Below are 14,685 nucleotides of genomic sequence, written 5' to 3'. Positions count from 1 at the left end.
GGTATCCTTGTACGTATCCGGCGAGACCGCCGTTTTGTTCAGTTTCGGCTTCCGAAGCCCGCCGCACGGCGCTTCGGATCCAGATGAAATTCAAGCGGCCTAGCTGGCACGCGTCGTAATCGGACTATCTTCCGCAGGTTGATCCGTCTCGTTATCCGTCTGATCCATCGCAACCTCGCGGGCGATCTGGCGTTTGATATCGAGCAAGCGGGTCTCGGCCTCTTCGGTGCAATCCTCGAACCAGGCTTCTTCCGCTGCTTTCAGCGCGCGCTCTAAGGCGTCCTGCCGCTGATGAAGCGCAAGTACATGGTTCCAGGCGGCCTCGACTTCGGTGGCGGAGGCATCTGGCTCGGCAAAACGGTCGCTGATGTGCGTAATCGTTCGCGCGACGAGGTCCACCACCTTTGCAACCCCCGATTTGCTCAGTTGGGAGCGCAGAGTTGCGCTGTCAAGAGAATTCTGCCCCGCATGAACCGCTAAAATCTCGTCACGGAGTGCAGAGAGGCCCGTTGAGCAGAACTCAAGCGCCGCAATGTCCTCCGAGTGGTCATCGATCAACCACGGATGGTTTACGAGTGTCTTAAGAATGAGCGCCTCGCGCGCCGAGACCTTTCCATCCTGCCGCGCAAGTTCGGGGCTCGGGTTAAGCATATCTGTTAGCGGGATTTTTTTCGTGAAGCGTCGTTCGGGTTCTGAGAGCCTCGTCCGTTCGCGGCCGCGCCAGTCGGGGGCAACGCGGGGGCGAGCGTAGGAGGCTTCGAAGCGCTCCCCGGACGGCGATCGTGGTGCGAACTCACTGCGCCTTTGGCCCCGCCCAAGATGATACAACCTGTCGCGTATCTCGCGCGTATAATGCCCGCGCACCGTGCGGTCCTCGATCGTATTCGCAAGGCCATGGAGCCGAGCTTCGAGGGCAGCCCGCTGCTCTGGGGTAGAGTAGGGGGCGGCTTTCAGCTCCCGGTCCCAGAGAACGTCGACCAGCGGGCGCGTCGCGCCGAGGATGGCATTCATGGCATCCGTGCCTTGCTGCCGAACCAGATCATCGGGATCGATCCCTTGCGGCATGAACGCAAAGGCGATGCTGAATCCCGGCTTCAGCCAGGGCAGCGCCACATCGACGGCACGCTCGGCCGCCTTCCGGCCAGCGCTGTCGCCGTCGAAACAGAGCGTTGGCTCGGCGGCAAATCTCCATAGAAGCTTCAACTGATCTTCGGTCAGCGCCGTTCCCAATGGTGCGACGGTCTCGGCAAAACCCGCTTCCGCCAGGCTGACGACATCCATGTACCCTTCGACCACGATCACGCGGTTCTTCGTGTGCGCTGCCGTTCTCGCTCGTCCGGCGTTGAACAGCATGCCGCCCTTATGAAAGAGCGGCGTCTCCGGCGAGTTCAGGTATTTCGCCTGCGCTTGAGGATCGAGCGCGCGGCCACCAAAAGCCACGACGCGACCCTTGAGATCGAGGATCGGAAACATCACGCGGTTACGGAAGCGGTCATAAGGCTCGGCGATGTCTTCGCCCGCGATCAACATGCCCGCGGTGGCCATCTCGCCCGGCGTGAAACCTTCGGCCTTGAGGTGCGCACTCAGCGCCGAGCGCGAATTCGGCGCGAAGCCAAGGCGGAACGTTTGAATCGTTTCCCGCTTTAGTCCACGCTTCTCGAAGTAGCGGCGGGCTTCCGATCCAACACCGCTGCGCAAACTCTCCGTAAAAAACTCCGCGGACGCTTCCAGCAGCCGATAAAGCCTTGCCCGCTGATCTTCTTCCGCCACGTTGCGTTCGGTCTGCTTTGGCAGCGGTACGCCCGCTTCCGCCGCCAGACGCTCGACCGCCTCGGGAAATTCAAGACCTTCCGTCTTCATCACGAACGTGAAGATGTCACCGTGTTCGCCCGACGCGAAACAGTGATAGAAACCCTTCTGATCGTTGACGTAGAACGACGGAGTTTTCTCCGTCTTGAACGGCGAGAGGCCGCGAAATTCGCGTCCCGCTTTTTTGAGCGCAACCCGCCGTCCCACGACCTGGCTCACCGAGAGCCGGGCGCGGATTTCGTCAAGCAGGTTCGGACTGAAGCGCATGAGCCCCGGCGTCTGACAAGTCGAGGCGCGCACCGCAGATCGGGCGACGCAACTCGACGAATTGTAGTCACGAGACTCGTAAGTGATTCGCAAATCGCCCCTGCGGTATCAATGGCGATTGCCCGCTCGAGCCCCCAGAATCCACAGGCTGCTCCGCAGAAGAAGCAGAAGCTCTGCCGAAAAACCGGCAGTTACGAGGCGAGCGCGGCTTTGACGGCGGCGCTGGCCTTCTGGAAGTCCATCTTTCCGGCATACTTCGCTTTGAGCACGCCCATGACTTTGCCCATGTCCTTGGCGGATTGCGCGCCGGACTCCGTCAGCGCGCTGCGAACGGCCGCCGCAACCTCGGCGTCGTCCATCTGCTTCGGCAGATAGCCTTCAATAATGTCGATTTCCGCTTGCTCGGCTGCAGCCAATTCGGGGCGCCCGCCGCTGGTATATTGCTCGATCGAGTCACGCCGTTGCTTCACCATCTTGGTCATCACGGCCAGGATGGAGGCGTCATCCAATGTCGCCTTGCTTTCGATTTCCGCGGACTGGACGGCGGCATTGATGAGACGGAGCGTCGCGACGCGCTGTTTTTCGCCGGCCTTCATGGCCATCTTCAAGTCACCAGTGATCTTCGCGCGCATTAGATGTCTCCAGAAAGTGTGCCCCTGATTTAGGCGGCGAAGGCTGCCGGAGCAAGCGTGACCATTGCGAAACCATCGCAGGCCGCCGCAATTGACGTTGATGGGTCGTTCTTTTAGGTTCCGGCGCAATTCGAGCCTGATCCGCTCGGCGCCTCAAATTTCCGGATGATTATGACCGCACCAGCACCTTGGACTGACGTGCCGCTAACCGCGCGCCTTGTTCTCGACGACGGCACCGTCATTTCCGGCCGCGGCCTCGGCGCGACGGGAAGCGCCGTTGGCGAAGTCTGCTTCAACACGGCGATTACCGGCTATCAGGAAATCCTGACAGACCCGAGCTACGCCGGGCAGATCATCACGTTCACATTCCCTCATATCGGCAACGTCGGAGCCAATCCTGAGGACACCGAAACGTCGAACCTTGCGTCACGCTCGGGTGTTCGTGGCTGCATTCTGCGCGCCGATGTCACCGATCCGTCAAACTATCGCGCCGCCGAGCACCTCGACGAGTGGCTGAAAATTCGCGGCATCGTGGCGATGACCGGCGTCGATACGCGCGCACTCACGGCGCGCATCCGCGAGCAGGGCATGCCGAACGCCGTCATCGCGCATGAGCCGTCAGGTCAATTCGACATTGAGAAACTGAAGGCTGAAGCCAAGGCATGGCCCGGTCTTCTCGGTCTCGATCTCGTGCCCGAAGTGACGAGCGGCCAGAGCTATTCTTGGGACGAGCAGCGCTGGGTCTGGGGCAAAGGTTTCACGCCCAATGAGAACCCTGAGTTTCACGTTGTCGCCATCGATTACGGCTTGAAGCGCAACATTCTGCGCTGCCTCGCGTCCGCAGGCTGCAAAGTCACAGTCGTACCGGCCACCGAAAAAGCCGAGGACGTTCTGGACCGCAATCCGGACGGCGTCTTTCTGTCAAACGGCCCCGGCGATCCAGCGGCCACCGGTAAGTATGCCGTCCCTGAAATCCGCAAACTCGTCGACAGCGGCAAGCCGGTTTTTGGCATCTGCCTCGGTCATCAGATGCTGGGCCTCGCGCTCGGCGGCACGACGAAGAAAATGCACCAGGGCCACCACGGCGCCAATCATCCGGTGAAGGACTTCACGACCGATAAGGTCGAAATCGTATCGATGAACCACGGATTCGCAGTCGATCGTGACAGCCTGCCTGCTGGCGTCGTCGAAACGCATATTTCGCTGTTCGATGGGTCCAATTGCGGCCTCGCGGTTGAAGGCAAGCCGGTGTTTTCCGTGCAGCATCACCCTGAGGCGTCTCCGGGTCCGCAGGATAGCCACTATCTGTTCACGCGCTTCGTCAACATGATGCGCGAACAGAAGGGCCAGGCTGCGAAGCGGGAACGATAATGCTATCGCTTCTGCTCCGCGCGTGCCGCCGAATGGCTTTCGCCACAACGGCCGCAGCTATTACGCTTGTGCTGACGGCGCCGCTTGCGAGCGCCGAATGCAAGCTACCCGATGGCAAGCTGCAATCATCGATCGGCACACTGAAAGAAAACTGCACGCACGCGCTCTGCGGTGCTGTGTTCGATGCACGCGGGGCAACGTCATCAAAGCCAGCGGGCGATCGACCGTTCTCCTGCCAGTCCGCAGCGCTGAATTCGGCAATGACGGGCGCAATCGCAAACGGCGGCGTCGTGATCCTCGGCGAAACGCACGACAGTGCCATCCATCATCGGTTGCAAGGGGCAGCGGTTGCTGACCTCAGTCGCAATGCACCCCGTCTCAAAGGCGTCGTGTTCGAACAGTTCCGCGCGGACCAACAAGCAGGGATCGATCAGTTTCACGAATTCGATCGCACCGCGGCCCGGCTCGGCACCATCAACGATCTGAAGAAGATGACGGATTGGGAGAAGTCCGGCTGGGCAAAATACGATTACGATCCGTTGTTAAAGGAGGTCGTTGCCGCACGGATTCCGATATTCGCCGGCGATGTCCCGCGCGCTGAGATCATGGCAGCTGCGAAGAAGGGGCCTGAGGCTCTAAAGCCTGACGAGGCGAAGCGGCTCGCGCTTGATGTGCCCCTCGGCGCCGCAGCAGACGCAGCCTCAATCGATGAGATCGAAGCCTCGCACTGCGGCGCGATGCCGAAGTCGGCATTCGGCGGCATGGCCTTCGCGCAGCGCTATAGAGATGCGCACCTCGCCGACGTCACGTTACGGGCAATGGGCGCCGACGGCTCGGCAATCCTGATCGCAGGCACTGGCCACGCCAGATCCGACAGGGCCGTGCCATGGTATATTCGTCAGCGCGCGCCGGATAAGCCCATCGTGTCGGTGATGTTCGTTGAAGTCGAAGACGGCAAGACTGATCCCGCTGCGTATCTCCAGCGCGATCCCGACGGAAAGCCAGCCGCAGATTTCCTCGTTTTTACGGCCCGGACCGAGCGGGAAGATCCCTGCGCAAAAATGCGATCGCGGTAAACAGACCCAAATGCACGGCGCTCCTTTCGCGAAGCGCTGCGATTGCCGATCTCCTTGCAAACCTTGCCGAAGTTTTAGATCGCATCCTCACTTATTCCCGGTATAACGCAGTCAAAAGTTCCCGGGAGGATTGCATGCGTTTCCTATGGCTTGCCCTGCTACCGCTCGTTGCAGCTATCCCCGCGCAGGCTGGCGATTGTTCCAAGGATGTTCTCGCCGCCTTCGCGAAACAGCGCGCTTCAAAAGCGTTTCGCCTCGAATTCACTCAGCCGAGTGCCGAGGGCAACGTCCATATGAAGATCGACTACGTTCCGCCGGATAAAATGCTGCAAACGGTAACATCGCCCGCGATGCCGGGTGAACAGCAGACCATGCTGGTCGGCAATCACGCCTATGCTGGCAGCGGCGGCGCGTTCGAAGAGCTCATGCCCCAATTTACTCAATCGATCGTCGCTGAATTCACGCAGACGGTTCACAACGAGCCCAAGAATCTCGGCGCTTTCGATTGTCTTGGCCAGACCAAGCTCGACGGCCGCGATCTCGTCGCCTACCGCACGGCGGAAACAATCCCGCCTGGGGCAGACCTCGCGAAGATCATGGCACGGACGATTTACGTCGATCCGGCAACCGGCCTTCCAGCATACAACGTCATCGCCGCGCTGAATGAGGGCGCCGATCCGGTACTGAAAATTGACTATACCTACCCGTCAGATGTCGAGATCGTTGCACCGGTAAATGCGCCCGTGCAAAAGAAACTGCAGTAAGCCGTTCGCGGCATTATCCAGGATCAGTCACATGCGCCGCTTCGTGCTTGCCGCTATCCCGCTCATGTTAATCGTTGCGCCCGTTGCGGCCCAGCCGACGCCCACGACCGGCGTGAAGCAGAATGCTGATCCCTGTAGCGACGAAGTTTCTGCCGCCCTTAAAAAGCTGCGCAACTCGTCGTGGTTTCGCATGGATAGCTTCATGCTGACCGAAAACGGCCCAACGTCGATGCAGGTCGACTATGTCTTGCCGGACCGGATGCACCAGAAGGTGACGGTCAAGCTTACCGATAAAACGACGGAAATGATCCTCATCGGCAACGATGCCTGGTCGCGCCAGGGCGATGGACCATGGACGCCAGTACCGACCGCCATCGCGACGCAGTTGAAGGCGCAGATGGACGAAAGCGTTCTGCAGGAGCAGACGGACATCGGTAAGTATACCTGCAAAGGCCGGACGAAGTTCGAAGGCCGGGATGTCATGTCGTACAAGCTTGAGCAGGAAGCCGAGAAGGGATCGACCGCGGCGCAGAGCCAGGCCTTCCGCATGTTCTACGTCGACGCGCTGACGGGCCTGCCGGTGAGCAACGCGCTTCTGGTGCCCGGCCGCGAGGATAAGCCAATCTTCAAGACGGCCTACTCATTCCCGCTCGACCTCAAGATCGAAGCGCCGAAAGACGTTGCCGCTCCGGCAGCCGCGTCCACGCCGTCAACGCCATCTGCCGCCCCGGCGACGCCAGCGGCGCCCGATGCGGCTCCGGCACCCGCCACGCCCGAGTCGAAGTAAGCGCCACCTGAGTTCTGCTACCTTCCGCCGCCGCCATGGCAGCCATGCTGGCGCGGCGGATGACGGTGCGCGGCGGCCACGTTAGAAGCGTGGTCGGAGACTCATTCATGACCGTTACACATCCGGATGCTGGCACAACGCCCCCAGCCGTGGTTCTGCCGCGCGCTGCCACGGCGACGTTTTCGATTCTCGTCGCCGTCAGCGTTTCCCATCTCCTTAACGACGTCATGCAATCGCTGCTCCCGGCAATCTATCCGATGCTGAAGCAGAACTACGGGCTGACGTTCTGGCAGATCGGCCTGTTGACGACGGCCTTTCAGATGACGGCGTCAATCCTGCAGCCGGTCATCGGCAGCTTCACGGATCGCCGCCCGATCGCCTATTCGACGAGCATGGGCATGGCGGCAACGCTCGTTGGTCTGCTGCTGTTGGCATTCACGAAAAGCTATCCCGGGCTGCTGGTCGGTGCGGTGTTGATCGGTATCGGTTCGGCGATCTTCCATCCTGAATCGTCCCGTATCGCGCGCATGGCTTCAGGCGGCCGTCACGGCTTGGCGCAATCACTGTTTCAGGTCGGCGGCAATTTCGGCACCGCGCTCGGCCCGCTGCTCGCAGCCTTCATCGTGCTGCCCTACGGACAATCAAGCATCGCTTGGTTCGCGGTGGCGGCGCTCATGGGGATCATCATTCTGTGGCGCGTCAGCCAGTGGGATACGGAAACGCGCGCACAACCGAGCTTCGTTAAAGAAAGCGTAGAGATGCCGTTCTCACGCGGACGGACGATCCTTGCCTTGACGATCCTCGCGCTGCTGATCTTCTCGAAGTTCATCTACATGGCGAGCCTGACGAACTACTACACCTTCTACACGATCCATAAGTTCGGCGTGTCGGTGCAGCAGTCGCAGCTTTTGCTGTTCGTTTTTCTGGGCTCAGTCGCAGCCGGCACCATCATCGGTGGTCCGATCGGCGATCGCTTCGGCGCGAAGGCGGTGATCTGGGGATCGATTCTCGGCGTGCTGCCGTTCACGCTCGCGATGCCTTACGCCAATCTCCACGCCACGATCGTACTCTCGGCGGTGATCGGACTTATCCTGTCGTCGGCATTTCCCGCGATCATCGTTTTTGCGCAGGATCTGCTGCCCGGCCGGGTCGGCATGGTTGCAGGCATGTTCTTCGGTTTTGCGTTCGGCGTCGCCGGCATCGCAGCGGGTGGATTGGGTATCGTCGCAGACGCGAAAGGCATAGACTACGTTTATGACATCTGCGCGTATCTGCCGCTCATCGGCCTGCTCGTGGTGTTCTTACCATCGATGAATAAGGCCGACCGTGGTGCGCAGACCGCGCATTAGCGTAGTCACCTCTTGGAAACCCCTATGCCGCAGTATTTTCAGGGTTCCCCCGCAGGTTACCTTTGCCTATAAGCCGAGCCTAGCCTGAGTTCTGAAACCTCATCGCCGATCCGGCGGCGTCTTCGCATGCCGCCTCGGCCAAACGTCTGCGCCCAATGCCCAAACGCACTGACATAAAGTCCATCCTCATCATCGGCGCTGGCCCGATCGTCATCGGTCAGGCGTGCGAGTTCGATTATTCGGGAACGCAGGCGTGCAAAGCGCTTCGTGCCGAGGGTTACCGCATCATTCTCGTCAATTCGAATCCGGCGACGATCATGACGGACCCGGACCTTGCCGACGCGACATACATCGAGCCGATCACGCCGGAAGTCGTGGCGAAGATTCTGCAGAAGGAACGGCCGGACGCCATTCTGCCGACGATGGGCGGTCAGACCGCGCTCAACACTGCGCTTGCGCTGCATAAGCAGGGCATCCTCAAGCAGCTCGGTGTCGAGCTGATCGGAGCCAAGGCAGAAGCGATCGACAAGGCCGAAGACCGCAAGCTCTTTCGCGAAGCCATGGATCGCATCGGCCTCGAAAGCCCGCGCGCCGCGATCGCATCGTCGCCTGAGATTCGCAATCAGGACGGCAAGGTTGTCGACTACGATCGCGCGAGCGGTTTCGTCGAAGCTATGCGCGCGCTCGATCGTATCGGCTTGCCCGCCATCATTCGCCCCGCGTTCACGCTCGGTGGCACGGGCGGCGGCGTTGCCTACAATCGCGAAGAGTTCGAGCAGATCGTCCGCTCGGGCCTCGATGCGTCTCCCGTCGGTCAGATCCTGATCGACGAAAGCCTGCTCGGCTGGAAAGAGTACGAAATGGAAGTCGTCCGCGATAAGGCGGACAACTGCATCATCATCTGCTCCATTGAGAACATCGATCCGATGGGCGTTCACACCGGCGACAGCATCACCGTCGCGCCGGCTCTGACGCTGACCGACAAAGAATATCAGATGATGCGCGACGCTTCGATCGCGGTTCTGCGCGAGATCGGCGTGGAAACCGGCGGATCGAACGTGCAGTTTGCGGTCAATCCCGCAACGGGCCGCCTTGTCGTCATCGAGATGAACCCGCGCGTTTCGCGCTCGTCCGCGCTTGCGTCGAAAGCCACGGGCTTCCCGATTGCAAAGGTCGCGGCGAAGCTCGCTGTCGGCTACACGCTCGACGAAATTCAGAACGAGATCACCGGCGGCGCCACGCCCGCATCTTTCGAGCCGACGATCGATTACGTCGTCACGAAGATTCCGCGCTTCGCATTCGAGAAGTTCCCCGGCGCCGACACGACGCTGACGACCGCGATGAAGTCGGTTGGCGAAGCAATGGCCATCGGCCGCACATTCCAGGAGAGCATGCAGAAAGCGCTGCGCTCGATGGAGACGGGCCTCACCGGCTTTGACGACATTCAGTTTGAAGGGCTAGGGCAGGGCGACGACAAGAATGTCGTTCGCGCAGCCGTATCCCGCCCGACATCGGATCGCGTTTTAAAAGTCGCGCAGGCGTTCCGCGAAGGCTTCTCGATCGAGGAAATCCACCAGTATTGCAAGATCGATCCGTGGTTCCTCTCGGAGATCAAGGCCATCATCGACACCGAAGCGCGTGTCATCGCGCACGGATTGCCGAAAACCAAAACGCAGTTCCGCGCGCTCAAGGCGCAAGGCTTTTCCGACGCGCGTTTGTCGAAGCTCGCGCGCATGAGCGAGGCGGATGTGCGCCAGGCGCGCCAGGCGCTCGACGTCACGCCCGTATTCAAACGCATCGACACGTGCGCCGCTGAATTCGCATCGCCCACCGCTTACATGTATTCGACCTACGAGTCGGGCCTAAGCGGCGAGCCGGTCTGCGAAGCCACGCCGACCGACAAAGAAAAAATCATCATTCTCGGCGGCGGACCGAACCGCATCGGCCAAGGCATCGAGTTCGACTACTGCTGCTGCCACGCGTGTTTCTCGCTGACCGCGGCCGGTTTCGAAACGATCATGGTCAACTGCAACCCGGAAACCGTTTCGACCGACTACGATACGTCCGACCGTTTGTTCTTCGAACCGCTGACGGCTGAAGACGTGCTCGAGATCATTCGCGTCGAAAGCAGCAACGGCAAACTGAAGGGCGTCATCGTTCAGTTTGGCGGTCAGACTCCGCTGAAGCTCGCAAGCGCACTCGAAGAGGCAGGCGTATCGATCCTCGGCACCTCTCCCGATGCCATCGATCTCGCGGAAGACCGCGACCGCTTCAAGGTGCTGATCGACAAGCTCAAACTCAGCCAACCGAAGAGCGGCATCGCCAGAACGCCCGGCGAAGCGCGGTCCGTTGCCGAGACGATCGGCTACCCGGTTGTCATTCGTCCGTCCTACGTCCTCGGCGGCCGTGCGATGGAAATCGTCCACGACGGCGCTGAGATTGACCGGTATGTCACGCGCTTGTCCGCGACGCTCAATAGCCCGTCAGAGCTTCTCGTGTCGGACAAGCGTCCGCTGTTGATCGACAGCTATTTGACGGACGCCGTCGAAGTGGACGTCGATTGCATCGCCGACGGCAAGGACACGTTCATCGCCGGTATCATGGAGCACATCGAGGAAGCCGGAATCCATTCCGGTGACAGCGGCTGCTCGCTGCCTCCGCATTCGCTCTCGGCTGAAATCATCGCCGAACTCGAACGCCAGACGCGTGAGCTTGCGCTCGCGCTGCGCGTCGTCGGCCTGATGAACGTTCAGTTCGCCATCAAGGACGGCCAGGTGTTCATCCTGGAAGTGAATCCGCGCGCATCCCGCACGGTGCCCTTCGTCGCCAAGGTCGTCGGTTTGCCGATTGCTGCGATCGCGTCGGAAGTCATGGCTGGCAAGCCTCTCGCCGAATTCAAACTGCGCAAGCCGCAGTTCGATCATATCGCAGTGAAAGAGGCGGTATTCCCATTTGCACGTTTCCTTGGCGTCGATCCGATTCTCGGGCCGGAAATGCGCTCGACGGGTGAAGTCATGGGAATCGACCGTGATTTCGCCATGGCGTTCGGGAAAAGCCAGCTTGGCGCCGGACTAAAACTTCCCTCGGGCGGAACAGTGTTCGTCTCCGTCAAGGAAGGCGACAAGGCACGTGTCGTGGCGCCCGTTCGGGAACTCGCGTCGATGGGCTTCAAGATCATCGCAACGCGCGGAACCAAACGATATTTGGAAGGTCACGGCATTGCGTGCGACGCAATAAATAAGGTGCTGGAAGGCCGCCCGCATATCGTCGATGCGATGAAAAATGGCGACGTGCAGCTCGTTTTTAATACAACCGAGGGGTCTAAGGCCCTGAGCGACAGCAAGGACATCCGACGCACGGCCTTGCTTCACCACATCCCCTATTATACAACATTGGCGGGGACGGTTGCGGTCACCCGAGCCATAAGAGCGTTAAATTCTGATACGCTTCAAGTGGCCCCACTTCAGGCTTTCGCGCATCGTTGAGCTGTTCGAAATGATTATAAACTGAACGCTTTCGATCCGGGCGGCCAAATTCCGCTGCGTTTCCCTGTCTAGCAATCCTTGAAAAACTATCTGTGGCGGAGCCCTATGCTCCGTGAAGTGTCCGTACGGACAGTTGGAGAAGAACATGGAACGGGTCCCAATGACGCTGGAAGGCCAAAAAAGCCTTGAAGAAGAGCTTCAGCGCCTCAAGTCCGTCGAACGGCCGCGTATCATCGCGGCCATTTCCGAAGCGCGCGCACATGGCGACCTTTCGGAAAACGCCGAGTATCATGCTGCCAAAGAGCAGCAAGGCCTCAATGAGGCCCGCGTGTCCGAGCTTGAAGACAAGCTCAATCGTGCCGAGGTGATCGACATCTCGAAGCTCTCCGGAGACACCGTCAAGTTCGGCGCCACCGTCGCGCTGCAGGACGAGGATTCCGGCGAGAAGGTCACGTACATGATCGTCGGCGAGACGGAAGCAGATCTGCGCCAGAAGAAAATTTCGATCACGTCTCCGATTGGCCGCGCCCTCATTGGCAAGAACAAGGGCGAAAGCGTCGACGTTACGACCCCAAAGGGAACGCGCACGCTCGAGATCTTGAAAGTCACCTGGTCCTGATCGGGTCCGACGATCTTGTCTCTATCGAATTGCGAAGCCGCCGAAAGGCGGCTTCGTCGTATTAGGTGCCCTTCGACTCGGTGCCACCGATGGGCACGCCCGGATCGCGCTTCGTGCGTTGGATCGTCAGAAACGTCTTCACGCTCGCAACATTGGGCGCGGCCGTCAGCCCGGTCAGAACGAAGTCCTGAAACTCGGGCAGGTCGCGTGCCACGCATCGCAGCATGAAATCGCTTTCGCCTGAGAGCATGTAGGCTTCGCGGACGAGGGGCCAGGAGAGCACGCGGTTCTCGAACGTGCGCAGATCGGTTTCTGCTTGGTTGTGAAGACGGACCATGACGAAGGCCGTGAGCGCAAAGCCGAGCCCTACCTCGTCGAGAAGGGCAGTATAGCCCGTAATGAGCCCGGCCTCTTCGAGCGCCCGCACACGCCGGAGGCACGGCGGCGGCGAAAGCCCGATTCGGTTGGCCAGCGCGATGTTTGTCATTCGGCCGTCCGCCTGCAGTTCCTTCAGGATCCGCCAGTCGGTCGCGTCGAGCTCTATCGGCATGGGGCCTCGTGCGTGAATGCGATAAGTAATAACAGGAATGTCGTTGGCCCGCATTGCATTTGATTTATTAGTCGGATGCAAACGGGCGCTCGGCAGTGCGGCCTCGACTTCGCCCGCGTGACCCATCACAACGACGGCTATGACATCCACCACGCCCCCCGCTGTTCGCCTGCCCAAAGGCTCGTCCGCCTGGATCTTCTCCGATGGCAAGGCGGGGCACGAGGCGCAGTGCTTAGGGGTCGTAGAGGCGCTGGGGCTGAAAGCCGAGGTCAAGCGCGTGACGCCGCGCGGCCTGTTCAAGTGGCTGGCGCCCTGGGGGCCCGTCGCTCCGGGAGAGCGCTTCGGCCAGCCTGGATCAGCATACGCGCCGCCCTGGCCCGCGTTCGCATTTGCTACGGGCCGGACGACCGTGCCTTACATTCGGGCTCTGAAGCGGCGTGCCGGGCTCGCGACCTACACGGTAATCCTGATGGACCCGCGAACGGCTCCGGCAAGCGCGGACCTTATCTGGGTTCCGGAACACGACCGCCGCCGCGGCGGTAATGTGATTACAACGCTGACGGCGCCGCATCGGTTTTCCCGTGAGCGGATCGCAAACCTGCGCGCCGAATGCCCCCCTGACATTGCCCGGCTGCCGCAACCGCGCATCGCCTGCCTGATCGGCGGACCGAACCGCGACTTCCGCTATAGCGCCGCTGACGAGGATCGTCTTGCCGAGAGCTTGACGGCCCTCGCCGGACAGGCAGGCCTGATGGTGACGGCCTCTCGGCGAACGCCGGAGCGTCTCGTGACGCGTCTCCGCGAAGCGCTCGCAGGATCGAACGCACTCTTCTGGGATGGAACGGGTGCCAACCCGTATCCCGATTTTCTCGCGCACGCCGACATGTTCGTCATCACAGCGGACAGTGTCAGCATGGCCTGCGAAGCCGCTGCAACCGGACGCCCGATCTACATATTTCGGCCCGAGGGGCGAGCCGAAAAGTTCGATCGCTTCCATGATGCGCTCGCGACGCACGGCGTAACGCGGCCATTGCCGCCGCCCGGCGCGCCGCTTGAACACTGGCAATACGAGCCGCTGCTATCCGCCGAGACCATTGCTGCGGAAATCGCGCTTCGGTGGCGCCGGCGCAGCGAATTGCTGCCCGGTCTCGTCAATCCGAAAACGGCGCGGTGAGCGCAAGCATGGACGCCTCCATCGCGAACCAACCTGAGCAACAGACGCGTTTCGCGGCGGCCGGAACCCTTGCGCGTTCGGAAGAGGCGGAACATCCGACTGGCAACAGACGGCGTAGGCTCATAATCGAGTTCGTGGTGCTGTTCCTCGTCATGCCATGGCTGATGCGGATCGCGGTCTATGACTTTCGCGTACCGATGTTCTACGCGCTCCCGCCTGTGCTGATCGGCTTCACCGCGTTCCTTCTGTTCGACCCGAGTTTTGATCTCCGTCGTGAACTACAACGCGGCATCACGCGCGCAACACTGATCTCGATCCTCAAAATCTTCCTGATCGGTTGCGTCGTCGTCGGATGCCTAGTCGCCCTTGTCATGCCGGAGCGTCTCTTCGCGCTAGCTGCTGAGCGTCCGGGAACGTGGCTGAAGATCATGACGCTCTATCCCTTCACCTCGGTGCTGGCGCAGGAGTGTGTCTATCGCGTCTTCTTTTTCCATCGCTATGGACCGCTCTTCAAAAGCCGCGTGACGCTGATCGTCGTCAACGCGTTCGTGTTCGGGTTTGGACACGTCCTCTTTCGCAACTGGATCGCCGTTGTTGGCACCTTCGCAGTCGGATTGTTGTTCGCCTGGCGCTATGAGCGCACGCGATCGTTCTGGGCGGTCTATTTCGAGCACGTGCTGTGGGGCTGGCTCGTCTTCACCATCGGCCTCGGGGTCTATTTCTTTACGGGCGTGAAAAACCCCGCGTGGTGAGGTCGGCAGGCCGCCTTGAGAAGTCTCACCATTCTTCCTATTCTATCTGC

General features: G+C 60.6%; 12 protein-coding genes. 9 read left to right on the top strand and 3 right to left on the bottom strand.

Going from position 1 to position 14,685, the window contains the following annotated elements; all coding sequences use genetic code 11:
- Window positions 1-99: 99 nt before the first annotated feature.
- Together dnaG and DLM45_RS01125 are read right to left on the bottom strand one after the other, a co-directional pair.
- Window positions 100-2,076 carry a DNA primase gene (dnaG, locus tag DLM45_RS01130; RefSeq protein ID WP_181335166.1) on the bottom strand — a complete coding sequence of 659 codons (1,977 nt, stop codon included), beginning with the start codon at window positions 2,074-2,076 and terminating at the stop codon, window positions 100-102.
- 191 nt (window positions 2,077-2,267) lie between these two features.
- Window positions 2,268-2,708, bottom strand: a complete 441-nt coding sequence (locus DLM45_RS01125; protein WP_181335165.1) for a GatB/YqeY domain-containing protein — start codon at window positions 2,706-2,708, stop codon at window positions 2,268-2,270.
- A gap of 171 nt (window positions 2,709-2,879) precedes the next feature.
- Between DLM45_RS01125 and carA the strand changes: the two genes are divergently transcribed.
- The 7 genes from carA (at window position 2,880) to greA (ending at window position 12,159) form a co-directional block, all read left to right on the top strand.
- Window positions 2,880-4,079 carry a glutamine-hydrolyzing carbamoyl-phosphate synthase small subunit gene (gene carA, locus DLM45_RS01120; protein ID WP_181335164.1) on the top strand — a complete coding sequence of 400 codons (1,200 nt, stop codon included), beginning with the start codon at window positions 2,880-2,882 and terminating at the stop codon, window positions 4,077-4,079.
- 32 nt (window positions 4,080-4,111) lie between these two features.
- Window positions 4,112-5,155 (top strand): ChaN family lipoprotein, encoded by a 1,044-nt coding sequence (locus DLM45_RS01115; protein WP_181335163.1) that lies wholly within the window; start codon window positions 4,112-4,114, stop codon window positions 5,153-5,155.
- Window positions 5,156-5,289: 134 nt separating this feature from the next.
- Complete coding sequence (locus DLM45_RS01110; protein WP_181335162.1) at window positions 5,290-5,919, top strand: hypothetical protein; 630 nt, start codon at window positions 5,290-5,292, stop codon at window positions 5,917-5,919.
- Window positions 5,920-5,950: 31 nt separating this feature from the next.
- Window positions 5,951-6,706, top strand: coding sequence for a hypothetical protein (locus tag DLM45_RS01105; RefSeq protein ID WP_181335161.1), 756 nt, complete (start codon window positions 5,951-5,953; stop codon window positions 6,704-6,706).
- Window positions 6,707-6,813: 107 nt separating this feature from the next.
- On the top strand, window positions 6,814-8,055 hold the full coding sequence (locus DLM45_RS01100; RefSeq protein WP_181335160.1) for an MFS transporter: 1,242 nt from the start codon (window positions 6,814-6,816) through the stop codon (window positions 8,053-8,055).
- 155 nt (window positions 8,056-8,210) lie between these two features.
- On the top strand, window positions 8,211-11,540 hold the full coding sequence (gene carB / locus DLM45_RS01095; protein ID WP_181335159.1) for a carbamoyl-phosphate synthase large subunit: 3,330 nt from the start codon (window positions 8,211-8,213) through the stop codon (window positions 11,538-11,540).
- Between the two features lie 145 nt (window positions 11,541-11,685).
- Window positions 11,686-12,159 (top strand): transcription elongation factor GreA, encoded by a 474-nt coding sequence (gene greA, locus DLM45_RS01090; RefSeq protein WP_181335158.1) that lies wholly within the window; start codon window positions 11,686-11,688, stop codon window positions 12,157-12,159.
- A 61-nt stretch (window positions 12,160-12,220) separates the two neighbouring features.
- Here greA and DLM45_RS01085 read toward each other — a convergent pair whose 3' ends face one another.
- On the bottom strand, window positions 12,221-12,709 hold the full coding sequence (locus tag DLM45_RS01085; RefSeq protein ID WP_181335157.1) for an Lrp/AsnC family transcriptional regulator: 489 nt from the start codon (window positions 12,707-12,709) through the stop codon (window positions 12,221-12,223).
- A 139-nt stretch (window positions 12,710-12,848) separates the two neighbouring features.
- Here DLM45_RS01085 and DLM45_RS01080 point away from each other — a divergent pair, with 139 nt between their 5' ends.
- Together DLM45_RS01080 and DLM45_RS01075 are read left to right on the top strand one after the other, a co-directional pair.
- Window positions 12,849-13,883, top strand: a complete 1,035-nt coding sequence (locus DLM45_RS01080) for a mitochondrial fission ELM1 family protein (RefSeq protein ID WP_181335156.1) — start codon at window positions 12,849-12,851, stop codon at window positions 13,881-13,883.
- Between the two features lie 8 nt (window positions 13,884-13,891).
- Entirely contained in the window at window positions 13,892-14,635 is a 744-nt protein-coding gene (locus tag DLM45_RS01075; protein WP_181335155.1) for a CPBP family intramembrane glutamic endopeptidase, read from the top strand.
- The last annotated feature ends 50 nt before the right edge of the window (window positions 14,636-14,685 follow it).

The organism is Hyphomicrobium methylovorum (genome assembly GCF_013626205.1).
GTDB classification, from domain to species: Bacteria; Pseudomonadota; Alphaproteobacteria; order Rhizobiales; family Hyphomicrobiaceae; genus Hyphomicrobium_B; species Hyphomicrobium_B methylovorum.
Note: the sequence above shows the minus strand (reverse complement) of the source record. Positions and strands in the feature narration are given on the sequence as shown.